The 24,988-nt window shown below is 49.6% G+C and carries 20 protein-coding genes; 10 read left to right on the top strand and 10 right to left on the bottom strand.

Features of this window, described 5'->3' with window-relative positions:
* The first annotated feature begins 75 nt into the window (after nucleotides 1-75).
* Complete coding sequence (gene prmA, locus ACFPVS_RS07180; protein WP_378595534.1) at nucleotides 76-963, top strand: 50S ribosomal protein L11 methyltransferase; 888 nt, start codon at nucleotides 76-78, stop codon at nucleotides 961-963.
* 71 nt (nucleotides 964-1,034) lie between these two features.
* On the opposite strand, the gene ACFPVS_RS07175 is transcribed toward prmA, so the two are convergent.
* The 3 genes from ACFPVS_RS07175 to ACFPVS_RS07165 all read right to left on the bottom strand — a co-directional run bounded on the left by ACFPVS_RS07175 (nucleotide 1,035) and on the right by ACFPVS_RS07165 (nucleotide 4,910).
* Complete coding sequence (locus tag ACFPVS_RS07175) at nucleotides 1,035-1,655, bottom strand: nuclease-related domain-containing protein (RefSeq protein WP_096295783.1); 621 nt, start codon at nucleotides 1,653-1,655, stop codon at nucleotides 1,035-1,037.
* A 151-nt stretch (nucleotides 1,656-1,806) separates the two neighbouring features.
* The gene (locus ACFPVS_RS07170) at nucleotides 1,807-3,585 is read right to left on the bottom strand and encodes an extracellular solute-binding protein (protein ID WP_096295784.1); all 1,779 of its coding nucleotides are present in this window, start codon (nucleotides 3,583-3,585) and stop codon (nucleotides 1,807-1,809) included.
* A gap of 65 nt (nucleotides 3,586-3,650) precedes the next feature.
* The gene (locus tag ACFPVS_RS07165) at nucleotides 3,651-4,910 is read right to left on the bottom strand and encodes a YihY family inner membrane protein (RefSeq protein ID WP_096295785.1); all 1,260 of its coding nucleotides are present in this window, start codon (nucleotides 4,908-4,910) and stop codon (nucleotides 3,651-3,653) included.
* 103 nt (nucleotides 4,911-5,013) lie between these two features.
* Between ACFPVS_RS07165 and wrbA the strand changes: the two genes are divergently transcribed.
* The 7 genes from wrbA (at nucleotide 5,014) to ubiT (ending at nucleotide 10,761) form a co-directional block, all read left to right on the top strand.
* Nucleotides 5,014-5,616 carry an NAD(P)H:quinone oxidoreductase gene (wrbA, locus tag ACFPVS_RS07160; RefSeq protein WP_096295786.1) on the top strand — a complete coding sequence of 201 codons (603 nt, stop codon included), beginning with the start codon at nucleotides 5,014-5,016 and terminating at the stop codon, nucleotides 5,614-5,616.
* Between the two features lie 128 nt (nucleotides 5,617-5,744).
* Nucleotides 5,745-6,473, top strand: a complete 729-nt coding sequence (gene nfsA / locus ACFPVS_RS07155) for an oxygen-insensitive NADPH nitroreductase (protein ID WP_123804446.1) — start codon at nucleotides 5,745-5,747, stop codon at nucleotides 6,471-6,473.
* Nucleotides 6,474-6,694: 221 nt separating this feature from the next.
* The gene (locus ACFPVS_RS07150; protein WP_096295787.1) at nucleotides 6,695-6,982 is read left to right on the top strand and encodes an ArsR/SmtB family transcription factor; all 288 of its coding nucleotides are present in this window, start codon (nucleotides 6,695-6,697) and stop codon (nucleotides 6,980-6,982) included.
* Nucleotides 6,983-7,294: 312 nt separating this feature from the next.
* Nucleotides 7,295-8,065 carry an exodeoxyribonuclease III gene (xth, locus tag ACFPVS_RS07145; protein WP_096295788.1) on the top strand — a complete coding sequence of 257 codons (771 nt, stop codon included), beginning with the start codon at nucleotides 7,295-7,297 and terminating at the stop codon, nucleotides 8,063-8,065.
* A 333-nt stretch (nucleotides 8,066-8,398) separates the two neighbouring features.
* A complete protein-coding gene (ubiU, locus tag ACFPVS_RS07140; RefSeq protein WP_096295789.1) occupies nucleotides 8,399-9,406 on the top strand; it encodes a ubiquinone anaerobic biosynthesis protein UbiU in 1,008 nt (335 codons plus the stop codon).
* Between the two features lie 10 nt (nucleotides 9,407-9,416).
* A complete protein-coding gene (locus ACFPVS_RS07135) occupies nucleotides 9,417-10,334 on the top strand; it encodes a U32 family peptidase (protein ID WP_096295790.1) in 918 nt (305 codons plus the stop codon).
* The gene (gene ubiT, locus ACFPVS_RS07130) at nucleotides 10,321-10,761 is read left to right on the top strand and encodes a ubiquinone anaerobic biosynthesis accessory factor UbiT (protein WP_096295791.1); all 441 of its coding nucleotides are present in this window, start codon (nucleotides 10,321-10,323) and stop codon (nucleotides 10,759-10,761) included. The genes ACFPVS_RS07135 and ubiT overlap by 14 nt, the downstream gene beginning before the upstream one ends.
* A gap of 465 nt (nucleotides 10,762-11,226) precedes the next feature.
* Here the strand turns inward: ubiT and ACFPVS_RS07125 are convergent, their stop codons facing one another.
* From ACFPVS_RS07125 to ACFPVS_RS07115, 3 genes are all read right to left on the bottom strand, one after another.
* Complete coding sequence (locus tag ACFPVS_RS07125) at nucleotides 11,227-12,288, bottom strand: metallophosphoesterase (RefSeq protein ID WP_096295792.1); 1,062 nt, start codon at nucleotides 12,286-12,288, stop codon at nucleotides 11,227-11,229.
* A gap of 100 nt (nucleotides 12,289-12,388) precedes the next feature.
* Complete coding sequence (gene orn / locus ACFPVS_RS07120; protein WP_096295793.1) at nucleotides 12,389-12,940, bottom strand: oligoribonuclease; 552 nt, start codon at nucleotides 12,938-12,940, stop codon at nucleotides 12,389-12,391.
* A 114-nt stretch (nucleotides 12,941-13,054) separates the two neighbouring features.
* Nucleotides 13,055-14,731, bottom strand: a complete 1,677-nt coding sequence (locus ACFPVS_RS07115; RefSeq protein WP_096295794.1) for a formate--tetrahydrofolate ligase — start codon at nucleotides 14,729-14,731, stop codon at nucleotides 13,055-13,057.
* A gap of 173 nt (nucleotides 14,732-14,904) precedes the next feature.
* Here ACFPVS_RS07115 and ACFPVS_RS07110 point away from each other — a divergent pair, with 173 nt between their 5' ends.
* Nucleotides 14,905-15,333 carry an EamA family transporter gene (locus ACFPVS_RS07110; protein ID WP_096295795.1) on the top strand — a complete coding sequence of 143 codons (429 nt, stop codon included), beginning with the start codon at nucleotides 14,905-14,907 and terminating at the stop codon, nucleotides 15,331-15,333.
* Between the two features lie 193 nt (nucleotides 15,334-15,526).
* Here the strand turns inward: ACFPVS_RS07110 and ACFPVS_RS07105 are convergent, their stop codons facing one another.
* From ACFPVS_RS07105 to ACFPVS_RS07090, 4 genes are all read right to left on the bottom strand, one after another.
* Nucleotides 15,527-17,596 (bottom strand): TonB-dependent receptor domain-containing protein, encoded by a 2,070-nt coding sequence (locus ACFPVS_RS07105; RefSeq protein WP_123804451.1) that lies wholly within the window; start codon nucleotides 17,594-17,596, stop codon nucleotides 15,527-15,529.
* A 443-nt stretch (nucleotides 17,597-18,039) separates the two neighbouring features.
* Entirely contained in the window at nucleotides 18,040-19,476 is a 1,437-nt protein-coding gene (locus ACFPVS_RS07100; protein ID WP_096295796.1) for an efflux transporter outer membrane subunit, read from the bottom strand.
* Between the two features lie 60 nt (nucleotides 19,477-19,536).
* Entirely contained in the window at nucleotides 19,537-22,755 is a 3,219-nt protein-coding gene (locus tag ACFPVS_RS07095; protein ID WP_096295797.1) for an efflux RND transporter permease subunit, read from the bottom strand.
* Between the two features lie 11 nt (nucleotides 22,756-22,766).
* Nucleotides 22,767-24,062 (bottom strand): efflux RND transporter periplasmic adaptor subunit, encoded by a 1,296-nt coding sequence (locus ACFPVS_RS07090; protein ID WP_096295798.1) that lies wholly within the window; start codon nucleotides 24,060-24,062, stop codon nucleotides 22,767-22,769.
* Between the two features lie 233 nt (nucleotides 24,063-24,295).
* Between ACFPVS_RS07090 and mtrR the strand changes: the two genes are divergently transcribed.
* A complete protein-coding gene (mtrR, locus tag ACFPVS_RS07085; RefSeq protein WP_096295799.1) occupies nucleotides 24,296-24,934 on the top strand; it encodes a multidrug efflux system transcriptional repressor MtrR in 639 nt (212 codons plus the stop codon).
* The last annotated feature ends 54 nt before the right edge of the window (nucleotides 24,935-24,988 follow it).

The raw sequence follows: 24,988 nt of genomic DNA, 5'->3' as shown, positions 1-24,988 counted from the left end.
TAAACCCATTTTATTCATGACCGCCTGGAGAGTTGTTTCCTGTTTCAGACGGCCTATCCCCGATAAAGACCTATTATGCCATACCAACAAATTACCCTTGCCGTTAAAGACACCATTGCCGAGCCGTTGGCGGATGCCTTAATGGAACACGGCGCGCTTTCCGCCGCCATAGAAGATGCCTACGCCGGTACCGAAAACGAACAGGCCATTTTCGGCGAACCGGGTATGCCAACCGAACAAATCTGGCAGCAAAGCAAAGTGATTGTCCTGTTTGGCGAAAACGACGATGCTGCTGCGGTGGTCGAAACCGCCACAAAAGCCTGTGGTTTGAACGACCTAAACTACACCACTGAAATCTTGGAAGACCAAGACTGGGTGCGCTTAACCCAAGCCCAATTCGACCCGATTCAGATTTCCGACAGGCTGTGGATTACCCCTTCCTGGCACGATGCCCCCGATGAAAACGCCGTCAACCTGCAGCTCGACCCCGGCTTGGCCTTCGGTACCGGCAGCCATCCGACCACCCGTCTGTGCCTGCAATGGCTGGATGCACAATTAAAAGGCGGCGAAAGCGTATTGGATTACGGCTGCGGCTCGGGCATTTTAGCGATTGCCGCATTGAAATTGGGCGCAGGTTCGGCGGTGGGTGTGGATATTGACGAACAAGCCATTCGCGCCAGCAAAGCCAATGCCGGCCAAAACAATGTGCAAGCGCAATTCTATCTGCCGGATAGCGTGCCTGAAGGTCAGTTTGATGTAGTTGTCGCCAACATTTTGGCCAACCCTTTGCGTATGCTCGGCGAAATGCTGGCCGACCGCACCAAACCGGGCGGACGCATTATTTTATCGGGCTTGTTAGACGAACAAATAGAAGAATTAAGCGAAATTTACGGTCAATGGTTCGACATCGAACCTACCGAAATCGATGAAGGCTGGGCACGTTTAAGCGGCGTGAAGCGTTAATGGATTCAATCAAAAGGCCGTCTGAAAGATAAACTTTCAGACGGCCTTTCATCGTTCACTCATTCTCTTGCTTAAGCACTCAAGCCTATGCGTTTAAACACCACATCAAATTCACTGGTTTCCAATGCTGCGCGAATCTCGACAATTTCTTCATCCGTAAATACCACTTCATCATATTGCGCGACAAATTCTTTAAAATCGCTGATGTCCAACACATTATCCGGCATCATGGTTTGAAAATAGCAATACTTCGGAAACACCACCACCGAATAAAACATTTTCTGCGACACCGACAATTGATCCGACAATACCTGAATATATTGCTGATTTTTCAACAATGGATTTTCAAATTTGGCTTGATTCTTATGCAACTTGCTCGTCCACATACCGCTGCCGTCGTCACCCTCGATCCTTCCCTGCTGATTCGGTGTATTGACCACAAAAATACCGAAACGCGACACATATACGCAATCAATTTGCTCATGCTCGCCACCACAGTACACATCCAAATTAGGAAAAGCGTGATAAGTTCTGGGATCCAATAAGCATTTGGCACGCACATTCACGGAAAAACGCGCGGTAAAATTTCTCGACCAACGGGTTTTCGCTAAAACGACCAACAAAACCACCGGTATCGCCCACCATAGAAGATAAACAAACAGGCCGTCTGAAAGATTAAAAGAAGCATTCATTGCATTTTCCACGTAATAATATTTATTGGTTTAAGCAGCACTTATTCATGCTGCATTTTTTCCCATTATTATAAACCAAATGATATTATTTACAATAGAAAATAACCGCCCATCAGTATTTTTTGCCTCTTATCAGCAGGCTCCAATCACCTTACGGCTTTATCCATGCAGAACTGAGCGCCCAATCAAGCGGACTGTAATATTTCGGCAAGGTACTCGGAATACCCAGATTATTGAGGTAAACCACGCGATAACGGTCGCTGAACCAATTGGGCACAACAATATATTGATGGCGCAATACCCGGTCCAAAGCACGGGCAGAGACGATCAATTCTTCACGGCTGCTGAAATTTTCAAAGCGTTTCAGCAACGCATCCACCGCCGGGTCACACACGCCCGCCCAGTTGCGGCTGCCTTCGGTTTTGGCTGCTTCACAACCGAAGTAATTAAACTGCTCGTTGCCCGGACTTTCACTGTTGGCGTACACCACAATCGTCATGTCGTAGTCAAATGCATTCATGCGCTTTTGAAACACAGCCGGGTCGGCGATGCGTATGTTCATGCCCACGCCGATTTTGGCCAAGTCACGCTGCCATTTGGCGGTCACACGCTCATAGGTTTTGCTCGGGCTTAAAAATTCAAACACCAGCGGCCTGCCCTGTTTGTCCACCAGCTTGCCGTTTTGATAACGGTAACCCGCTTTCAGCAGCAAGGTTCGCGCTTTCAAAAGCTGCGGACGGACACCGATTTGCGGATTCACCACCGGCGGCTGCGGCACATTTTGCGTAAACACCGCCTGCGGCAACTGCGTTTTCACCGTATTCAACAATGCCAATTCCGCGCCGCTTGGTTTGCCCGTCGCTGCCATGGCGCTGTTGGTGAAAAAGCTGTTGCTGCGCCGATAAGTGCCGTAAAAGAGCTTGGTATTGGTGTTTTCAAAATCAAAACTCTCCACCATCGCTTGGCGCACCAAAACATCGTCAAAAGGCTTGCGGCGCTGGTTCATCACAAAGCCCTGCATACCGGCGGTATTGCCGTGTTGCCACTCATGTTTGCTCAAGCCGCGCTTTTTCAATATATCGTCAGGATAGGCGCGCGCCCAATTGCGGGCGATGTTTTCCTGCACAAAATCATACCGCCCTCCCTTAATGCCTTCGATGCGCACGCTGTCATCTTTAAAATATCGGAAGCGCACGGTATCGAAGTTGTACCGCCCTTTACGTACCGGCAAATCCTTTGCCCAATAATTTTTATCACGCCGGTATTCGCTCAGGCGGCCGCTGTCGGCGCGGGAAAAACGGTAAGGGCCGGAGCCGATGGGCATAGTGTTGGCCGCAGCCGCCAAACCTTGCGGATAGCTTTTGTGTGAAAACACCGGCAGTTCGCCCAAAATCATGTGTAATTCGGCGTTTTTCTTCTTGAATCGGAACACCACCGTACGCGCGGCAGGCGTTTCCACTTTGGCGACATCGCTCCAATAAAATCTATACATCGGCGCGGCCGCTTTGTCTTGTGTCAAGGTGTTGAACGAAGCGGCCACGTCTTTGGCCAATACTGGCTCACCGTTGTGAAAACGTGCTTTCGGATTGAGCTTAAACGTGACCGACAGGCCGTCTGAAGCCAAGCTGACGTCTTCTGCCAACAAGCCATACATGGCAAACGGCTCATCCAAGCTTTTTTCCATCAGCGTATCCAGCGTCAAGGTGGCCACGCCCGCTTCATGGTCGCCCTTGAGCGTAAACGGATTGAGCGTGTCAAATCCGCCCTGCACCGGCAACGTAAACGTCCCGCCTTTGGGCGCATTCAGGTTCACATAATCAAAGGCTTTGAAATGCGGTGGATATTTAGGCGGCTGCCCCAAACCCAAACCGTGGGCGGCAAACGCTGAAGACGTGGCAAGCATGAGTGAGACAAAAGCGGTGATTTTCATGGCGGATTTAAGTGAGAAGTCGTGAAGGCCGTCTGAAAAGAAAATATTTTCAGACGGCCTGAATATTAAATATCGTCAAAAATTTTCTTTAAGGCGGCAACGGATTTATCGTGATTATCCGTGTGCACGCGGAATTCGGCCAAAGTCATGTTCATGGTTTTCACGCAAGGCTGCATGATTTGATCGACCGCAGCGTTAACTTTGTCTTTCTTCATATACGACGGGCTGTACACAAAAATCTTAAACAATTCGGCCAAATCGATTTTATCCGCACTGGTTTTCAACACCCAGCCCTGCTTGCCCGCATAGACATAGCCGTGTCGTGCCAGCTTTTCCAAAAGCTCACCCAATTCGTCATAGCCCATATTGATATGCGCACGCAATTCCTGCACCGGCATGGCTTTGCCTTCTTGCTGCGCCGCATCGAGCAACAACAAAATTTTCAACACATCATCAAAACGGCCGGAGGAATCGAAATTGCGGCGAAAAGCATTATCGCGCCAATACGACAACGAAGACGTCAACACCGCACCGGCCAATACCATCGACCAGAGCAGATTCAACCACACTAAGAAAAACGGAATCGCCGCAAACGCGCCGTAAATCGATTTATAGCCGTCAAAATTACTCATATACCACGCAAAAATATAGCGTGCAATCTGCAAAGCAAACGCTGTCACCACCGCACCGATTAAAGCGTGTTTGGCCGGCACAAAGCGGTGCGGCACAAAGCGGTAAAGCGCGCACAGCAAGGCTGTGCTGAAGAACAAAGACATCAAAAATCTGACCGCTTCGGCCAATACCGGCGAAATGTATTCCAAGCCCAAGCCGTTTACCGCGCCGACAATCAGCGACAAACTGACACCCAGCGACAAGGGGCCAAACGTCAATAATGCCCAATACACCAAAAATTGGCGCACCAACGGACGCTGGGTATGCACATTCCAAATACGGTTGAACGCGCTGTCGATGGTTTGCACCAACATCAGAGAGGTCACAAACAACATCACGCTGCCAATGGCGGTCAGTTTGCTGGCCTTGTCTTTAAACTGATTCAGGTATTCGAACACCACATCCGCACCCTGCGGCACGATCATGCGGTTGATAAATCCGACAAAAGATGCCGTCCACTGGTCAAATACCGGAAAAGCCGACACCACCACCAGCATCACCGTCAATACCGGCACCAAGGCCAACAGCGTGGTAAAAGTCAGACTCGATGCCACTTGCGGCACGCGTTCATTATTAAAGCGGTCAAACACAAACATCAAAAATCCGACCACTTTATTTTCCAACAAGCCTTGCCACCATTTTAAAAACGGCATACTCTTTTCCTTAATGTATTGTATGATGATGATTTTTCAGACGGCCTTCCCTTTAGGCCGTCTGAAAAGCAGTTTGATTAAGCCATTGTAACGGAATTACGCCATGAACCCAACTTCCCTCAACATTTTAGTTTTGTTCTACAGCCAAAACGGCAGCACGCTCAACCTCGCCCGCCAAATCGCCCGCGGCATCGAAAGCGTGGCCGGCTGCGAAGCCGTGTTGCGTACCGTGCCGAAAGTTTCCACCGTGTGCGAAGCGGTAGAAAGCGACATCCCCGACAGCGGCGCCCCTTACGCCACCGCCGATGATTTGAAAAACTGCGCCGGCTTGGCATTGGGCAGCCCTACCCGTTTCGGCAACATGGCCGCCGCCATGAAATACTTTATCGACGGCACGATTCCGCAATGGCTGGGGGCAGAATTATCCGGTAAACCGGCCACCGTGTTCACCAGCAGCAGCTCCCTGCACGGCGGCCAAGAATCCACCCTGCTCACCATGATGCTGCCGCTTCTGCATCACGGCATGGTCATCAGCGGCATTCCGTACAGCGAAACCGCCCTCAGCCACACCCAAAGCGGCGGCACGCCCTACGGTGCCTCGCATGTCACCGGACACAACGGCAACGCGGCATTAAGCGCCGATGAAAACGAATTGGCTTTTGCACAAGGCAAACGTTTGGCCGAACTGGCATTGAAATTGGCGTAAACCGGTTAACAGTAACTTTTTACATTTTCACCAACCCATCCGGAAAACACCACACCAAGGCCGTCTGAAAATCATCATCCCCCCTTTCAGACGGCCTCAGCACACCTAATCAAATAGAAAGGAAAATTATGACTTTACCCAGCAAACCCGTCATCGAAACTGCCTTAGCACACCGATCTATCCGCAAGTTTACCGATGAGCCCATCAGCAGCGAACAACTCACCGCCATTTTGAACGCAGGCCGTGCCGGTTCGACCTCCAACTTTTTCCAAAGCACCCACATCATCCGCGTGACCGACCCCGAAGTGCGCACACAAATCCGAGACATCGGCCGCGCTTTAAGTAGCATCGACACCTGCGCCGAACTGCTGATTTTCTGTTTCGACTTCGCCAAACACCAATCCTTCGCCCCTGAATCACAACTGGATTGGACGGAAATGGTATTAATCGGTGCCGTCGATTGCGGCATCATCGCACAAAACGTGATGCTGGCGGCCGAATCACTGGGCTTGGGCGGCGTGTATCTGGGCTACATCCGCAACGACATCAACCGCACCGCCGAAATCTTGAAGCTGCCGAAATACGTTGTACCGATGTTCGGCATGGCGCTCGGCCATCCGGCACAAGACCCGATGCTGCGTCCGCGTTTGCCGCTGGAAGCCATGGTTTCCGAAAACCACTATCAGCCGATTGACAGCCAAGTACTGGCCGATTACCGCGCCCTTACCCGCGCTTATTATCAAGAACGCAGCAAAATGGACACCGACTGGGCCGAGCAAATGACCGAATCGCTCAAAGGCGGAATCCGCCCTGAAATTCTGCCGTTTTTGCACAAACAAGGTTTTGCCCGAAAATAAGCGTTGAATCCACGCCAAGGCCGTCTGAAATATTTCAGACGGCCTTTAATTCTATTATTAACAATTCTTTACGATATTTTAAACTCAGCAAATCGGAAAGCACAATTTTGATGTTAAACTCAATCAAAACAGGCGGTTCGGCATCAAAATAACCGAAAAAAGAATGACTATCTTTTCACCTTTTACAGCCACATCCACTCCACCGGACACAAAGCACAACCATGGAAAACCAACGTCTCTCAACCCTATTAAAACTCATCGCCCAGCCCGAGCGCATGAGTATTCTGTTTCTCTTGCTCGAAGGCGATCGCAATGTCAATGAACTATGCGCCGCCACCGGCCAACATGCCACCACCGTGTCCAATCATTTAGCCAAACTGCGTAGCGAAGGCTTGGTCGAATTCACCCGCTACCACCGCGTGCTTGAATACCGCTTGATTTCCGATGAAGCCGCCGTGATTTTGCACACGCTCAAAAGCCTGAAACAAACCGGCCAACAAGCTGCCTGAGACCTTTGCAAAATTTCCTGAAAAGCCACTGCACAAAGAACCGACGTCATTCCCGCGCAGGCGGGAATCCATCTTAAAATTTCAGAAACTTATTTTATTCAATAGTTTTCCATGCTCAAAAATGGACTTACGCCTATGCTGAAATAACGGTTGTTTTGGTTTTTATGGGTGATTTATGAGGTTTTGCAAAGGTCTCTGCCTGAGTTTAAATCCCACCAAAATCAATGCTAAAATAGCGCGGTTTATCAGCCCACCGCGCTGTTTTTTCGGCCAAATCTTTCAGACGGCCTATTATCCACACACGGAATCCCCATGAAAATCACGACCTGGAATGTCAATTCCCTCAACGTACGCCTGCCGCAAGTACAAAACTGGCTGGCCGAACACCAACCCGATGTCTTGGCCTTGCAAGAACTGAAACTCGACCAAGACAAATACCCCGTCGCCGCGCTGCAAATGATGGGTTGGCATACCGTTTGGAGCGGCCAAAAAACCTACAACGGCGTGGCGATTATCAGCCGCACCGAACCGCAGGATGTCCACACCGGTCTGCCCAACCTGCCCGACGACCCGCAACGGCGCGTGATTGCCGCCACTATCAACGGCGTGCGCGTGATTAATGTTTACTGCGTCAACGGCGAAGCCCTCGACAGCCCGAAATTCCAATATAAAGAACAATGGTTTGCCGCGCTCAACGAATTTGTGCGCGACGAACTGGCCCGCCATGAAAAATTGGTTTTGCTCGGGGATTTCAACATCGCCCCGGCCGATGCCGACTGCTACGATCCGGAAAAATGGCATGAAAAAATCCATTGCTCAAGCATCGAGCGTCAATGGTTCCAAAACCTGCTCAACTTAGACTTAACCGACAGTCTGCGCCAAATCCATCCCGAAGGTGCGTTTTACACATGGTTCGACTACCGCGGCGCCATGTTCCAACGCGGCTTAGGCTTACGCATCGACCACCTGCTGATTTCCCCGGCCTTGTCTGCCGTGTTGCAAGACGTAGCAGTCGACTTGGCCGCCCGCGGGCAAGAGCGCCCGAGCGACCATGCGCCGGTGACGGCGGTGTTTGATTTGTAACTAATTGATTGGGTAAACGAAAGGCCGTCTGAAAATGATTTTTCAGACGGCCTTTTATTCAAATCCAACCCAAACAAGATACTATTATTGTAAAAATTTATAAATATAATAGCCAATTTCTTTCAGCACAACGTTTTTCTAATTTTCGTAACCTATTGAAAACATATTTAAATATTCGTCCCTTCTTTAATCCAACATGAACAAACAGCCAAAACCAAAAAAATCAGCTTGATTTAAATCAGAACATATTGTGCTTTTTATACATAAAATCCGCCCTGTCATACCAGATATTGATTTCAAACCAAAGTTACGACAATGAGCAAGGAGCACAATATGCAGAAAATTCCGGAACTGGTCTGCCCGGCTGGCAATTTACCTGCCTTAAAAACAGCGATTGATAATGGCGCAGACACCGTTTATATGGGACTCAAAAATGCCACGAATGCTCGAAATTTTCCGGGCTTGAATTTTGATATGAAATCTGCAATGCAAGGGGTTTCCTATGCTCATGAGCGCGGGCGGCAGGTATTAATGGCCATCAATACCTTTGCTCAAGCCGGGCAATCCGAACAGTGGCAAAAAGCCATCGATACGGCGGTACAACTGAGAACTGATGCCGTTATTGTTGCCGACCCGGCACTGATGGCTTATGCCGCCGATAAATATCCTGATTTACGGTTGCATATGTCTGTCCAAGGCTCCGCGACCAATTACGAAGCCATCAACCTGATGAAAGATTTGTTTGACATCCGCCGAGTCGTTTTGCCCCGTGTTTTGACAATTGATCAGGTAAAACATGTTATCGAACATACCGATGTCGAAATCGAGGTATTCGGTTTTGGCAGCCTGTGTGTGATGGTTGAAGGCCGCTGTATTTTATCCAGCTATGCTACCGGCGAATCGCCCAATATGCAGGGAGTGTGTTCTCCGGCGAAATCGGTTCGCTGGGAACAAAAACCAGACCGCATGGATGTGCGTTTAAACCATATATTGATTGATCAATTCAATCCGAACGAACCGGCCGGCTACCCGACTTTGTGCAAAGGCCGCTTTGAAGTGAATGATGAAACCTATTACGCATTAGAAGAACCGACCAGTCTGAATGTACTGGAAATGTTGCCGCAATTAATCGATATCGGCGTCAGTGCCGTCAAAATTGAAGGCCGCCAACGCAGTCCGATGTACACGGCACAAGTGACGAAAGCCATGCGGCAAGCTTTGGATGCGGCGGCAGCCGATAAGAAACATTTCCGTATCCAACCTGCTTGGAGCAATGCTTTGGGTAAAGTCTCTGAAGGCAGCCAAACAACTTTAGGGGCATATAGCCGTCCGTGGAAATAGGATAAACCGTATGAGCAAATTAAAATTATCATTAGGCCCTGTATTGTTTTTCTGGCAAAAAGAAACTCTGCTGGAGTTTTATACAACCATGCTGGATGCCCCGCTCGATACCATTTATCTTGGAGAAGTCGTGTGTTCGCGCCGACAAAAAATGCGCTTTTCGGACTGGTTCGGCTTGGCAGAAGACTTGGCAGACAGCGGTAAAGAAATTATTTTATCTTCACAGGTTTTACTGGAAAGTGAATCCGATTTAAAACGCTTGCGCAAAATTGCCGGGCAAGGAAAATTTAAAATTGAAGCCAACGATATGGGTGCTGTCAAACTGGTTCGCGAACACGGCATACCGTTTGTAGCCGGCGCCAGCCTCAATATCTATAACGACACTACCCTGACATTATTTAAAAATTTAGGCGCATACCGCTGGTTGGCTCCTGCAGAATTGAGTCGGGAAAAATTGGCTGCGATTACTTCTGCAACAAACGGTATTGAAACCGAAGTATTCGCATGGGGGAAAATGCCGCTGGCCTATTCATCCCGCTGTTTTACTGCCCGCCATTACAATCTGAATAAAGACAGCTGCGAATTCCGCTGCTTGGATTACGATCACGGCATGACCATGAATACCCGTGAAGGCCAGCCTTTTTTAACCATTAATGGGATTCAGACCATGTCTTACTGCTGCCAGAACCTATTGCCGCACCATCAAGACATGGCGGCCATCGGTATAGACATACTGCGTTTGTCGCCGCAAATAACCGGTATGGCAGAGATTGTTCAAATTCATCGTGACGTTACAGACGGCATATTGTCTTTAAACGAGGCTCTGCCCGAATTGAAACGTTTATCAACCGGAACTTTGGTCGATGGATATTGGTTTGGCCAGCCGGGAATTGAAGCCGTGAAGGAGAAATATTATGGTGCTGCCTGAAATCATCTTGCCGCAATGGCTGGGAAAATTGGTAGGCAAGTTACCCGCCAAGCCGCCCCGCGTTATATTGGTCACCGCCTTAAACGCCATGCTGGCTAAAGAACTGCTGCCGGCCGATATGAGCCTTTTTGCCGGAAGAAAGTTTGAAATCGATGTATTGGATGCCGGTGTGAAAATCCGATTTGGTGCCAATGAAGAAAAATTTATTGCAGACGCTTTTGAGGGAGCGCCCGATTTACGTTTGGCCGCCAATGGTGTTGATTTTATGCGCATGATTATGCGTGAGGAAGACCCGGATACATTATTTTTCAAACGCAAATTACAAATTGAAGGCGATACGGAGCTGGGTCTGATAACCAAAAACCTGCTTGATAGTGTTGATTGGCCGCTTAGCCGTTGGTTTCTCAATCGTGATATGCCACAATAGAATCATCTTAACATGATGATTAGCAAACATCAGGCCGTGACCTTTGCAAAACTGCCTGAAAAGCCACTGCACAAAGAATCGACGTCATTCGCGCACAGGCGGGAATGACGGCTGTTTGGGTTTTTATTGGTGGTTTATGAGGTTTTGCAAAGGTCTCAGGTGTAGAAAATCCTAGCGTTGTTTACACTTTTGCTTTTTTGCTTGAAGACCCATTTTGGGATTTTCGAGTGTTGTCAAGAATGCCGAAAGGCACGGCAACGCCGCATGGTTCTTGATAATGCTCAACAATCCTAAAACAATCATTTAGGCAGAAAATAAAAGCTGTTTTGCATAAAAAGTGTAAACAACCCGACAATTTCCTACATCTCAGGCCGTCTGAAAATCATTTTTCAGACGGCCTACATCCATTCATCGACGCATTTTTTCACTTAATCAAACATTCAATCAGCCAACAGATAAAAGCGGCTATTTATCCGTCGCCACCACTTCCCCATCATCAAACATCAAAGTCCGCTCCGGCCAACACAGCGCCGCCAAGCGGAATTGCTGCGGCGGATATTTTTCGGGAAACTTGCGCACGCGCCAACTGGCGCCGATAGAGAAATCCACGCAAAACACGTTGTTTTTCGCGCCGTGCCATGCCGTCGGTTGCGTAGGTAGAAGATTACGTTCGGCGGCAACGGTGTTCGGATCCGGCTGCCAAGTGCGCCAATAATGGCCGATGACCACCGGCACGTCTTCCCGATAATCTTCCCACCACGGGCAGCGGCCGGTACCGCGCCAACGCCCTCCGGCATAAAACAATTCCGACACCAATTTTTCCACGCCGCTGGTCAAGGCACGCAAAGGGTGCGCTTTACCACGGGCAAAATCATATTGTGCAGTAGCCGGCATCGGCGGTGGCGCCTGGTCGGGATTTTCCGCCAATTCCGCATAATGCTGCTGTTCGTAGCGGTAATCTTCATACCATGAGGCCGTCTGAAGCTGCTGTTTCAATTCTTGGTCAAAACGGTGGTATTGCGTGACCAAATCTTCGCCACGCGCCTGTGCGTCGTCCAAACGTGGGAACATTTCCGGCAACCACGCAGCATGAATGATGCGGATATCGGCGCGTTCGCAAATAATCGGTTGCTCGGCCAGCCATGCGGTGAACTCGTTTTTTTCCGCTTCATCGGCACGCCGCCACGGCGCATAGTTGACTCCGTCTTTTTCCGCGCGTGAATCAAAAAGCCAGCCTGAACCGTCTTTGCGATCATCCACCAAAAGATTCAATTCGTGATTACCGAGCGCCACATAGGCCAGGCCTTGCTCTTGCGCGCGTTTTACCCATTTCAACACCGCCGGGCTGTCCGGCCCGCGGTCACACAAATCGCCGACAAACACCAGCCTGCGCCCACCGGGATGGCGGCCTTCTGAATCGTAGCCTAAATGGCGCAACAGGTTTTGCAGTGCGGTAAATTCACCGTGCACATCGCCGACAATATCCAGCGGCGTATCGGGTAAGGTTTGGCGGTATCGGTAGGTCATAGGCAATCATTTTATCAATAGTGTAACGATTGTAGCGCAGTTTGATGTCTGAATGATAAAAGGCCGTCTGAAACTGAAACATTCAGACGGCCTGTTCAAACTATTGCGGCAATTTCAAAAAATGCTCGCGGTAATAACGCATTTCTTCAATGCTTTCCAAAATATCATCCAAAGCCTGGTGCGAACCGTGTTTTACCACGCCTTTGGCCATAGTCGGATGCCAACGTTTGGCCAGCTCTTTCAAAGTAGACACATCAAGATTGCGGTAATGGAAATATGCTTCCAAGCGCGGCATGTATTTCACCATAAAACGGCGGTCTTGATGAATGGTGTTGCCGCACATCGGCGTGGCTTTTTCCGGAATCCATTCGGCCATAAAATCGAGTAATTTCTGCTCAACTTCCGCTTCGGTGTAGCTTGACTCGCGCACCCGTTGGATCAAACCTGTGCGGCCGTGTGTCGCCGTGTTCCATTCGTCCATCGCGTTCAACACCTCATCGCTTTGATGAATGGCATACACTTCCGACTGCGCCAACACATTCAAATCTTGGTCGGTGATAATCATCGCCACTTCGATGATTTTGTCGGTTTCGGGATAGAGGCCGGTCATTTCCATGTCGAGCCAACAGAGATTGTTTGCGTTTTGAGTCATTTCAGACGGCCTTTTGTATTGAATTGCCGTTATTATAAGTGATTTCATCATACCATTGAAGAAAGGCCGTCTGAAATCATACATACTTTCAGACGGCTTTTTACCTGCCTACCATCAGAACAAACCGTGAATCACGCCATTTTCATCGACATCGATTTTCTCGGCAGCCGGTACTTTCGGCAAGCCCGGCATTTTCATCATGTTCCCGCACAGGGCAACGATGAAGCCTGCACCGGCGGAAACAGTGATGCCGCGCACGCTGATAGTGAAGCCTTCGGGTTTGCCCAATAATTTGGCGTTGTCGCTCAATGAATATTGGGTTTTTGCCATGCAGATTGGTAATTTGCCCAAGCCGAGTTTTTCCAGTGAGGCGATTTCGGCGTTGGCTTCGCCGCTGAATTCAACATCGGCTGCGCCGTAGATTTTTTGCGCGATGGTGCGGATTTTGTCTTTAATCGGCAGGTCGGTTGCGTAGGCGAATTGGAAGTTGTTCGGCTGGGTTTCAATGGCGTTGACCACTTTTTGCGCCAAATCCGCGCCACCTTCGCCGCCTTTCGCCCACACTTCGGCCAACGACACTTCCACGCCCTGTTTGGCGCATTCGTCTTGAATCAGTTTTAATTCGGCATCGGTATCGGACACAAAACGGTTGATCGCCACCACCACCGGCAGGCCGAATACGTTTTTCAAGTTGCTGATGTGTTTCAATAAGTTTGGCAAGCCTTTGGCCAATGCGTCTAAGTTTTCTTCGCCCAAGTTGACGCGTTCCACACCGCCGTTGTATTTCAACGCGCGCACGGTGGCGACCACCACGGCGGCATCAGGTTGCAATTCGGCCAAGCGGCATTTGATGTCGCAGAATTTTTCCGCGCCCAAATCGGCACCGAAACCTGCTTCGGTCACGGCATAATCGCCCAAGTGTTTCGCCAAACGGGTCGCCAATACGGTGTTGCAGCCGTGGGCGATGTTGGCAAACGGGCCGCCGTGGACAAATGCAGGCGTGCCGGCGATGGTTTGTACCAAATTCGGTTTAATCGCATCTTTCAACAAGGCCGCCATCGCGCCGTGTGCCTTCAAATCTTTGGCGTAAACCGGGCTGCCGTCTTTGGTGTAGGCCACCAAAATATTGCCCAAGCGGTTTTTCAAATCGCTGATGTCTTTGGCCAGGCAGAACACGGCCATCACTTCGGAAGCAACGGTAATGTCGAAGCCGTCAGGGCGCATCACACCGTCAACGCTCTTGCCCAGACCATCGATAATGTTGCGCAGTTGGCGGTCGTTCATGTCAACCACACGGCGCCACAGCACGCGTTTCGGGTCGATGTTTAGCTCGTTGCCTTGATAAATATGGTTGTCCAACATGGCCGCCAGCAGATTGTTGGCCGCGCCGATGGCATGGAAATCGCCGGTAAAGTGCAGATTGATGTCTTCCATCGGCAACACTTGCGAATAACCGCCACCCGCCGCGCCGCCTTTCACGCCGAATACCGGGCCTAAAGACGGTTCACGCAACGCAATCACGGCCTGTTTGCCGATATAGTTCAACGCGTCGGCCAAACCGATGGTCACGGTTGTTTTACCCTCGCCGGCGGGAGTCGGGTTGATGGCGGTCACCAAAATCAGACGGCCTTGTTTTTCCGGCAACGCAAATGCTTCATCAGGATTGATCTTGGCTTTGTAATGGCCGTATGGCTCCAGCTTTTCATGGGTGATGCCAAGTTTGGCTGCAATGTCGGCAATCGGCTGCATGGCCGCGGCTTGGGCAATTTCGGCATCGGTTTTGAAACTCATGTGTTCTCCTCACAAATAGATGGAATTGGGTGTATCATGCCATTATAACGTTTTTGAGAATGAACCGCATTTTTTCAAATCAAGAAACTTTTTTTGTTTTCAGACGGCCTGAAACTGCTCATCAGGCCGTTTGAAATATCTGTTTGTTTTTATTTTAAAAAAGGGATTTTTATATGGGTGCTACTTGGTTTTATTGGGCACTGGCTTCGGCATTTTTCGCCGCACTGACCGCTATTTTTGCCAAAGCCGGTTTGCAAGGGATTGATTCGGATTTTGCCACCTTTATCCGCACGCTGGTTATCATCGCCGCGCTGGCCTTGTTTCTCACCTACACCGGCAAATGGCAAGGTGTGGAAAGCTTTACCGGGCGCAACTGGACATTCCTGATTTTCTCCGGCCTCGCCACCGGCGCATCGTGGCTGGCCTATTTCAAAGCCCTGCAAATGGGCAATGCTTCGCAAGTCGCGCCAGTGGATAAATTCAGCTTGGTATTGGTCGCGCTGATGGCGGTGGTGTTTTTGGACGAACGTCCAAGCACGCAGGAATGGGTGGGCTTGGGCTTGGTCACTGCCGGTGTGCTGACTTTGGCGATTAAGCGTTGATATTTTTAATCATTAAGGATTGATTTAGAATTTTCTACATCGTGAAACTTGGTTGATGTCCAATATGATTTTCAGACGGCCTCGTTAAGTTTAAGCACCGTTTAAAGAATTTCACTTAACAATTTATTCATCTCATAATTATTCATCTCATAAAAAAATGCCCGACATAAATCGGGCATTTTGCATACTGCTTTTAAAATGTGTAATTCATACCGATACGGTATTCGCGCCCTGTGCCTGGCAAATCGCTGCGCTGGGCGTGCGGAACGTAGTTTTTATTGGTAATGTTGTTTACGGCAAAATTCACGTTCATTTTGTCGTTGTCCAACGGTTTCCAGTTGGCAGTAATATCGGTTACGCCATAAGAAGCTTTACCTTTATCCGCTGCTTTAACCGTATTATTGCTTAGGAAGAAATTATCTTTGGCTTTGACTTTCTCAACCTGACGTCGGTGTACGGCCACTTCCAAATTCGGTTTGTTAAAACGGTAACCCAATGATGCCGTCCAAGTACGGCCGATTGCAGCGGCATATTCGCCGTTTGCGCTCAAGCCTTCGCCATAGAAACGCGGCTTGGCATGTGCTACACCCAAACGCGCGGTCAAACCTTCGTAGCGGTAAGATGCGCCCAACTCATAGCCTTTGTTTTTCACGCGGCCTGCATTAACAATTTCTGAAAAGCATTGGAGATTGGCACCGGTACACAAATGGTTGTTGCGGCCGGTAGTCGTACCCAAAGCATCTTTGATATTTTGCCAGAAGTAACTGCCTTCCAAGCCGAAGGTACTGTCGTTGTAGTTGAAACCGATTTCGGTATTGCGTGCTTGCTCGGCTTTGGTACCGTCTGCAATCGATACCACGCCGCGCGTACCGTGCGACAACAACGCATCATGCATACGCGGACTGCGGGTCGCGTAGTTGTGGCTGGCACTGAAACTCAGGTTCGGCATGGCCTGCCAAATCACGCCCACACTCGGATTGACTGCGCCGTCGCTGATTTTCTTGCCATCCATGGCTTTAAAGTTGAAATAATCATAGCGCAGACCCGCAGTCAGGGTAACGTCTTTGATATCGGCAATGGCTTCGCCGTACATACCGATATCCTGTTTCTCCTGGTTCCGTACGCCCGAGAGGAAAACCCGATTCGGCTTCACTTCCTGATTGCGGAAATTCACACCGTATTTCAATATTACCTTATCATGCACACGAGAGTCAAAATTGACGTTTGCGCCGATAGTATCGAGTTTGGTTTTGGTCGCACCAGTATTTTGTCGGCCACCCGCATAACCATTACCACTGTCATCAGCAGACCAACGGCCTTGTTCCAAACGGTAAATATTTGCGTTGGCAGATTGGGCAAAACCTAAGTTTTTACCTGTCCATTCCAAGTTGGTATGGTTAACTGTCATTTTACGCATAGCCGGTGCTTGACGATCTAAAGACAAACGACCGCCTACTGAAAATTCTTCACGAACCAATCGCTCGCCTTTATGCTGTTCGTAACGGTGATTTAAAGCAACACGGTGGTCTTCATTGATGTTCAGGCCGATTTTGCCCAAGTATCCTGTTTTGTCCAATTTGCTGTAAGGCACACGGTCTGAACCATTGTAACCGTTGGTATAACCTTTGCCACCTTTGTATTCATCTTCATTGACGCGGTTGCCGGCAATCAGGTAATCGAACACCCCCCCCGCCTTGCCGAATACGGCCGCACCGTAATTATGACCGTCGTTGCTGTTGTAGCCTGCATTCAGACGTGCGCCGAAATTCGGATTACTGCTGTTTTTCAGCAAGTCTTCCGCATCTAAAGTTTTGGCAACCACCGCACCGTTGGTTTGTCCGATACCAGCCGATGCGCTGCCCGCCCCTTTTTGCACGGAGACAATTTTTACCAAAGCAGGGTCGAGCATATGGCGGCCTTGGTGGTAGAGGAACTGACTGTCGGCGTAGCCGTTGTCCACTTTCACGTCCACCGAGTTCTGCCCCATGCCGCGGATATAGAGATATTGGGAAGTACCGTTACCTGCGCCGATACTGATTGCAGGTTCATCCTTAAACAGACCGCGTAAATCAGTCTCAACACTTTCGTCTTTTTTCTTGGTGGTCACAACATTGGTTTTAACCTTCATGCCCTGACGGTCGCCTTTAACCACAACCGTATCCAAATCAACTGCATTCTGCACTTCGGTTTCAGCCGACACAGGCAACACCACCAATGCACACATCACCGCCGAAGCCAATGGTAACTTCCTAAAATCTTTCATTAATTATCTCCTTGACTAAATTCATTCTGCCAACAGGAAAGAATCTTAGCACTATTTTACCGAAATTTCCAGAAGATAATAATGATTACTAATACTTATATTTAAATTAACACCCATTAATTGATATTAGAATAATCCAACAACATCACCATCCTTAATCTAAAGAAAGTATTCACCTTCTCTACGCAAGAATTAAATAACGATTAAGATAATGATTTTTATAAACTTACTTAAAATTAAATTATCACAAAATATCCCACATCGTTAAAATTCACCGGATACGCCACAAACAATATAATATCAAATTATTGTCGTATAAAAACCACATTATCCTTGCTCAAACCGACAAAACACTTATATAAATTTATTCAAAAATTCAAATGTTTAAAGGCCGTCTGAAAACAAAATTGTTTTCAGACGGCCTTTTTTTCATGATTCGAACCTTAATTACTGGTTTCAACCGAATCGTTGGTAAAGCGTTTCAAACCGCCGCCCAATACTTTGTACAAATCCGCCAGATTTTCCAAGCGGGTCAGCTGGGTGGCCAATACTTGCGTATCGGCACCATAGCTGCTGCGCTCGGCATCAAGCAAATCTAAGGCGCTGGATACACCGTGTTTGTAGCGCAGGTTGACTAGGCGCAGGTAGTCGCCATATGAGCGGCTTTGCTTGATTAACGCGGTGTAGCGTTGGTCAAGCTGTTGGCGCGTCACCAAGGCGTTGGATACGTCTTGGAAGGCGGATTGCACAGCATTTTCATACGCGGCCACTTGGGCTTGTTGGCGTAATTTGGCTACGTCGAGATTGGCTTTGTTGGTGCCCCAGTTGAAAATCGGAATACTGATTGACGGGCCGAATGACCACATCCGGTTAGGACCTTTAAACAAGCCGTCCAATTCGGTAGAGCCGGTGCCTAACGAACCGGTCAGGCTGATGCGCGGGTAAAACGCTGCACGCGCCGCGCCGATGTTGGCGTTGGCTTGTTTCAGCGCAAATTCCGCTGCACGCACGTCAGGGCGGTTCAGCAATACTTCTGAGCTCAAACCGGCCGGCAGACGGTCAATTTTAAACTGACGGTTCAATGGCAAGCCTTTCGGCAAGTCTTCCGGCAAAGGCTGGTTAATCAATAAAGCCAAAGCGTTGCGTGCTTGTTCGCGCGCTTGTACGGCAGAAGCGTAGTCGGCTTTGGCCGATTCAATCAAGGCTTCTTGTTGGCGCAAGTCTACGGCGGAAATCACACCGGCCCGGTGGCGTAATTTCGACAAATCGTAAGTCACTTCTCGCGTTTTCAACACGCGTTGCGCCAAAGCCATGGATTCTTCGGCGTAGCGTTCGTTGAAATAGGCTTTGGCAATGCTGGAAACCAAAGTCAAATGCGTGGCATCGCGGGTGGCGGCGCTGTTGAAATAACCTTGCAAAGCGGCTTCGCTGGTGCTGCGCACACGGCCGAACAAATCGATTTCGTAAGAAGCCACGCCCAAGCCCACGGTATAGGCTTCACGGACGTATGACGAACCGGTACCGCTCATATCGCGCGCAGTACGTGAACGGGTTGCGCTGCCGCTGCCGTCAATGCTCGGCAACAAATCATTACGCGCAATCATGTATTGTTTGCGGTAGATTTCCGCATTCAAAACAGCTTGACGCAAGTCGGTGTTGCGCTCCAATGCAATTTCGATTAATCGGTGCAGGCGCGGGTCGGCGAAATAATCCTGCCAACCCAGTGAAGCGGCCTGAATACCCGGTTCGGCCGTATCGTATTTGAAGGTGTCGGCAACGGCCACAGACGGCTGCTCGTATTTGGGCATCAGCGAACACGCTGATAACAGCACCGCAGCAGCCACTGCGCTCAACACAGGTTTGATGGTTGTATTTTTCATAATAAATCCTTAAGGCCGTCTGAAAAACAAAGTCTTTTTCGGACGGCCTGTTAGCTTCGATTAGTGCTTATCAGTGTCAGATGGTGTGATTTTCTCAACTGCCACACCTGCTTCAGCAGCGTGTTGAACGGCAATTTCATGCTCGTGTGCGGTTTCTTTGAAGAATTTACGCACCACCACATAAAACAGCGGCACCAAGAATACCGACAGAATCGTACCGATCAACATACCCCAGAATACCGTCGTACCGATGGCACGTTGGCTGGCCGAGCTGGCGCCGCTGGCAATATACAGCGGAACCACACCCAGAATAAACGCAAACGAGGTCATCAAAATCGGACGGAAACGCAGGCGGGCAGCTTCCAATGCCGCGTCCAACGCGCTCTTGCCTTGAGCCTGCAAATCTTTGGCAAACTCAATAATCAAAATCGCATTTTTCGCACTCAAACCCATCACGGTTACGAAACCGACTTGGAAGTAAATGTCGTTCAGATAAGCCGGCGGCGCACCGAACAAGCCCTCAAACATATTACGGCCTGTCGCCCCCACTGCCGCACCGACCAAGCCCAAAGGCATCACCAAAATCACGGCCAACGGAATCGACCAGCTTTCATACAGTGCTGCCAACACCAAGAATACCGCTGCAATCGAGAATGCATACAGAATCATGGTTTGCGAGCCGCCTTTGGCTTCCTCGCGGGACTGACCGCCCCACTCTAAGCTGTAGCCGCCTTCCATTTCGTCCACCATCTGCTGCACGGCAGCCATGGCTTCACCCGAAGAATAGCCGGTAGCCGGTGTGCCGGTCACTTCCATGGCCGGATAGCCGTTAAAGCGCACGCTTTGTTCCATACCGTTTTGCCAAGAAACCGTGGCAATACTGGAAAGCGGAACCGCCACACCGGAATTGTTCACTACGGTCATGTTCAGAATATCGGCAGGTTGCATACGGGCAGGGGCATCAGCCTGAACCATCACACGTTGCAGACGGCCTTTATTCGGGAAATCGTTGACATAAGACGAACCCAAAGCATTAGACAACAGGCTTTGAATGCTGGCAAAGCTGATACCTTGCGCTGCCGCTGCTTGGCGGTTGATGTCGATTTTCAGCTGCGGCGCATCTTCCAAACCATTCGAACGGACGGTGCTGGCATCAAAAATCGGGCTTTGACGCATTTTTTGCAGCAATTCATTACGCTTGGCCAACAATGCTTCGTGGCCCGAGCTGTTGCGGTCTTGCAGGTAAATGGTCAGGCCCGAGCCGGTACCCAACTCCATAATGGCCGGCGGCACAATCGCCAAACCAAAACCGTCTTTAATCGTACCCATCATTGCACCGGTCATTTTGCCGGCCACAGCCGCCGCGCCACTACCCGGCTCGGTACGTTCCGCCCAATCCTTCAGAATAATGAAGCCCATCGCCATGTTTTGGCCCGAACCCGAGAAACTGAAACCCGATACAGCAATCACATCACGCACTTCAGGCATGGATTTGGCCAGTTGGTTCACATACGCCAACGTGGCATCGGTACGCTCTTTAGTCGCACCGGCAGGTAATTGCACGTTCAACATAATCGTGCCCTGGTCTTCAGACGGCAGGAACGAAGTCGGCAGACGCGCAAAGAAGAACACACCCACTGCAGCCAGCAAGACATAAATCACCATCATGCGGCCTGCTTTATTCAATACCTTACCCACCACACCGGTATAACGGTGCGTACCGGCATCAAACTTGCGGTTAAACCACCCGAAGAAGCCTTTTTTCTCTTCGTGATGGCCTTTCGGAATCGGTTTCAGCATGGTGGCACACAAGGCCGGTGTCAGCGTCAGCGCCAAGAAAGCCGAGAATGCAATTGCCGCCGCCATGGTAATGGCAAATTGACGGTAAATATTACCGGTCGCACCGCTGAACATCGCCAACGGAACAAATACCGAAATCAATACCGCAGTAATACCGATTACCGCACCGGTAATCTGACCCATTGCTTTTTTGGTAGCCTGTTTCGGCGGCAAGCCTTCCGTCGCCATAATACGCTCGACGTTTTCCACCACCACAATCGCATCATCGACCACAATACCGATGACCAATACCATCGCAAACATGGTCAATACGTTAATCGACATGCCCATGTAGGAAATAAAGGCAAACGCACCCAACAACGAAATCGGCACCACAATGGTCGGAATCAGCGTATAGCGGATGTTTTGCAGGAACAAATACATCACCAAAAACACCAGCACAATCGCTTCAAGCAAGGTGTGAATCACTTTTTCAATCGATAATTCAACGAAAGTCGAAGTATCGTAAGGTGCTTTCCAGCTCATGCCTTCCGGGAAGAAGCGTTGCAGTGTCTCCATGCGCGCCTTCACCGCTGTCGCCGTAGCCATCGCGTTACCGCTATTGGACAGCATTACCGCCATACCGGTGGTTGGTTGGCCGTTCAGGCGTGCAGAGGTCGAATAATCCTGCATACCCAAAGTTACTTTGGCCACGTCTTTCAGATACACGTTGGCACCGCTGGTATCCGAACGCAAAATAATATTGCCGAACTCTTCAGCCGTACTCAATTGCCCTTGTGCGGTTATGGTTGCGGCCATGGTTTGGCCTTGTGCAGCAGGCAGTGCGCCAATCGAACCGGCAGAAATTTGAATATTCTGCGCTTGCAATGCGCTGGAAATATCGGCAAACGATAAGTTATAGTTTTGCAGCCTGCCCGGATCCACCCAGATACGCATCGCACGTTGCGCGCCGAACAAACGCACTTGGCCGACACCGTCGATACGTTGCAACTCAGGCACGATGTTGCGCTGCGCATAGTCGTTCATCTCTTCGACAGACTGTACTTCAGACGACAGCATCACCACCATCAGGAAGTTGGATTGCGCTTTCGATACCGTTACACCGTATTGCTGCACGGTCGAAGGCAGCATTGACAACACTTCCGACAATTTGTTCTGCACATCAACTTGCGCCAAATCCTCGTCGGTTTCCGGCGTAAAGGTCAAACTCACCGAACCCGTACCACTCGAGTCGGCGGAAGTCGTCATGTAATCCAGCCCTTCGACGCCATACATATTACGTTCAATCACGGCCAATACGCTGTCTTCCATTACCTGTGCCGAGGCACCCGGATAGGTAGCGGTCATGGTAATGGTCGGCGCGGCCACGGAAGGATATTGCGAAATCGGCAGGTTTTGAATGCCGAGAATACCCGCTGCGATGATAAAAATCGCAATCACCCATGCAAAAATGGGGCGGTCAATAAAAAACTTAGACATTTAGTGCATCCTTACTTCTTAGCTTCGGAAGCAGCAGCGGTTTCTTGCGGTTGCGCTGCCGGTGCTGGTGCAGAAGCGGCTTGCGGCTCTGAAGTCCCAGCTTGTGAAGCCTGCTGCGCTTGACCGGCTTCGGCAGGCGGCGTCCATTCTTTCGGCGTTACTTTTTTCGCACCGGTCATACCGGCAATCATGGTACCGTCGACAATCACTTTGTCGCCTTCTTTCAAGCCTTCGGTAATGATCCAATATGCACCCTGCTGTTGCGCTACAGTCACCACGCGCGGCTCCATACCGCCTTGGGCATTCACAATCATTACAGTGTCTTTATCGCCACGGGTCACCGCTTGTTGCGGCACCACAAAGGCATTGGCCACATCAGCCTGATTCATCAACACGCGCACATACAGACCCGGCAGCAAAATATTGTCTTCATTCGGAATCGCCGCACGCAAAGTCACTTGGCCGGTAGACTCATTCACAGTCGGATCGGCAAACAACAAACGGCCGGTTTGGTTGTACATGGTACCGTTTTCAAATTTAATGCCAACTTGGATGCCGCCGTTGACAGTTTGTAATTTACCTTCGGCAATATCTTGACGCAGCTTCATGATATCGGTGGCCGATTGGGTCACATTCACATACATCGGGTTAGTTTGCTGAATCGTGGCCAATACAGTGGTATCGCCTGCACTCACCAACGTACCCTCGGAAACATTAGACTGGCCGATAAAACCTGAAATCGGTGCGGTAATGCGGCTGCGGCGAACATTAATACCGGCTGATTTAATCGATGCTTGTGCCGCTTTCACGTTGGCTTCGGCCGAACGCTTGGCCGTAACAGCCGCATCATACTCTTGGCGGCTGATGGCATCCGCTTCAACCAACGGTTTGTAACGTGCCAAATCGGCATTGGCTTTGGCCAACGCTGCTTGAGCAGTGGCCAATTGCGCGCGTGCGCTTTCCAAGTTGGCTTCGTAAGTGGCGCTGTCGATTTGATACAACGGTTGGCCGGCGCGTACATAGCTGCCCTCTTGGAACAAACGTTTCTCAATAATACCGCCCACTTGCGCGCGTACTTGCGCGGTGCGGAGGGATTCTAAGCGGCCCGGCAATTCCGTGGTCAGGGAAACTGTTTGCGGGTACACCGTCACCACACCCACTTCAGGCGCACGGGCTTCTTGTTGGGCTTGGGCATTTTGACCGGCTTGTTTTTGCGCATCACCGCCTTTTCCGCAGGCCGACAAAGCCAAGGCGGTTGCAGCGGCAATTGCTGCCACACGCAGCATTTGAGAAGCATGAAGATTCATTACTTTTCCTATCGTCTTGATTGTTCCTGTAAATTTATTACACACAACCTATAAACACTAACTGCCTGCTTACACGTTTGAACCGGTAAGGCAGGCAAGAGAACATCAATTTTTTAACTAAAACATTGATTATATAAGCTGTGTTACGGGCGTCATTATACATACATTATTGCATGTTATGAAATTATTTTTTATAATACACGGAATTTTTTACATAAAGATTTGAACACAAAATGAGAAAAACCAAAATCGAGGCCTTGAAGACCAAAGAATATTTAATGTTGGCCGCTTTGGAGACGTTTTACAAAAAAGGGGTGGCCCGCACTTCACTCAACGAAATCGCCCAAACCGCCGGTGTGACCCGTGGTGCTTTATATTGGCATTTTAAAAACAAAGAAGATTTGTTCGACGGCTTATTCCAACGCATTTCAGACGACATTGAAAATTGTTTGGTACAGGATTTGGAAAGCACCAACAAAGACAGCTGGCTCAATTTCCGCCTGTCCTTGATGAAATTTTTCGAGCGTTTGGAAAACAACAGCCTGCATAATAAGTTTTACAATATTCTGTTTCTCAAATGCGAACACACCGAGCAAAACGAAGCCATCATTTCGCTGGTGGCCAAATACCAAACCTTATGGAACCACAAGCTCAATATGGTTTTGGCCGAATGCGTTGAGCAGCACGCTTTAGATGAAAATCTGGATATCGAATTTGCTACGGTGTTCGTCAAATGCAGCATCGACGGCCTGATTCAGCAATGGCTGTCCGCGCCGCATAATTTCGAGCTGCACCTTGTCGCCCCGCGCATGCTTGATATCCTTTTAGATAACTTGCAAAACCATCCTTCACTGCGCAAGAAAACAGTTTGATTTTTCCTTTACGCTTCACAACAAAACTCCGTTGAAACACATCAAAGGCCGTCT

This window comes from Neisseria weixii (genome assembly GCF_042658245.1).
Lineage (GTDB): Bacteria > Pseudomonadota > Gammaproteobacteria > Burkholderiales > Neisseriaceae > Neisseria > Neisseria weixii.
The sequence above is the reverse complement of the archived record's forward strand: the minus strand, read 5'-3'. Positions and strand labels throughout refer to the sequence as shown.

Coding starts and splice junctions, on each gene's coding strand:
- ACFPVS_RS07095 (WP_096295797.1), bottom strand. CDS start 22,755: ATGTCTAAGTTTTTTATTGACCGCCCCATTTTTGCATGGGTGATTGCG.
- ACFPVS_RS07165 (WP_096295785.1), bottom strand. CDS start 4,910: ATGCCGTTTTTAAAATGGTGGCAAGGCTTGTTGGAAAATAAAGTGGTC.
- ACFPVS_RS07115 (WP_096295794.1), bottom strand. CDS start 14,731: ATGAGTTTCAAAACCGATGCCGAAATTGCCCAAGCCGCGGCCATGCAG.
- orn (WP_096295793.1), bottom strand. CDS start 12,940: ATGACTCAAAACGCAAACAATCTCTGTTGGCTCGACATGGAAATGACC.
- mtrR (WP_096295799.1), top strand. CDS start 24,296: ATGAGAAAAACCAAAATCGAGGCCTTGAAGACCAAAGAATATTTAATG.
- ACFPVS_RS07090 (WP_096295798.1), bottom strand. CDS start 24,062: ATGAATCTTCATGCTTCTCAAATGCTGCGTGTGGCAGCAATTGCCGCT.
- ACFPVS_RS07110 (WP_096295795.1), top strand. CDS start 14,905: ATGGGTGCTACTTGGTTTTATTGGGCACTGGCTTCGGCATTTTTCGCC.
- nfsA (WP_123804446.1), top strand. CDS start 5,745: ATGACTTTACCCAGCAAACCCGTCATCGAAACTGCCTTAGCACACCGA.
- ACFPVS_RS07150 (WP_096295787.1), top strand. CDS start 6,695: ATGGAAAACCAACGTCTCTCAACCCTATTAAAACTCATCGCCCAGCCC.
- wrbA (WP_096295786.1), top strand. CDS start 5,014: ATGAACCCAACTTCCCTCAACATTTTAGTTTTGTTCTACAGCCAAAAC.
- ACFPVS_RS07135 (WP_096295790.1), top strand. CDS start 9,417: ATGAGCAAATTAAAATTATCATTAGGCCCTGTATTGTTTTTCTGGCAA.
- ubiU (WP_096295789.1), top strand. CDS start 8,399: ATGCAGAAAATTCCGGAACTGGTCTGCCCGGCTGGCAATTTACCTGCC.
- ACFPVS_RS07105 (WP_123804451.1), bottom strand. CDS start 17,596: ATGAAAGATTTTAGGAAGTTACCATTGGCTTCGGCGGTGATGTGTGCA.
- ACFPVS_RS07100 (WP_096295796.1), bottom strand. CDS start 19,476: ATGAAAAATACAACCATCAAACCTGTGTTGAGCGCAGTGGCTGCTGCG.
- ACFPVS_RS07125 (WP_096295792.1), bottom strand. CDS start 12,288: ATGACCTACCGATACCGCCAAACCTTACCCGATACGCCGCTGGATATT.
- ACFPVS_RS07175 (WP_096295783.1), bottom strand. CDS start 1,655: ATGAATGCTTCTTTTAATCTTTCAGACGGCCTGTTTGTTTATCTTCTA.
- ubiT (WP_096295791.1), top strand. CDS start 10,321: ATGGTGCTGCCTGAAATCATCTTGCCGCAATGGCTGGGAAAATTGGTA.
- xth (WP_096295788.1), top strand. CDS start 7,295: ATGAAAATCACGACCTGGAATGTCAATTCCCTCAACGTACGCCTGCCG.
- ACFPVS_RS07170 (WP_096295784.1), bottom strand. CDS start 3,585: ATGAAAATCACCGCTTTTGTCTCACTCATGCTTGCCACGTCTTCAGCG.
- prmA (WP_378595534.1), top strand. CDS start 76: ATGCCATACCAACAAATTACCCTTGCCGTTAAAGACACCATTGCCGAG.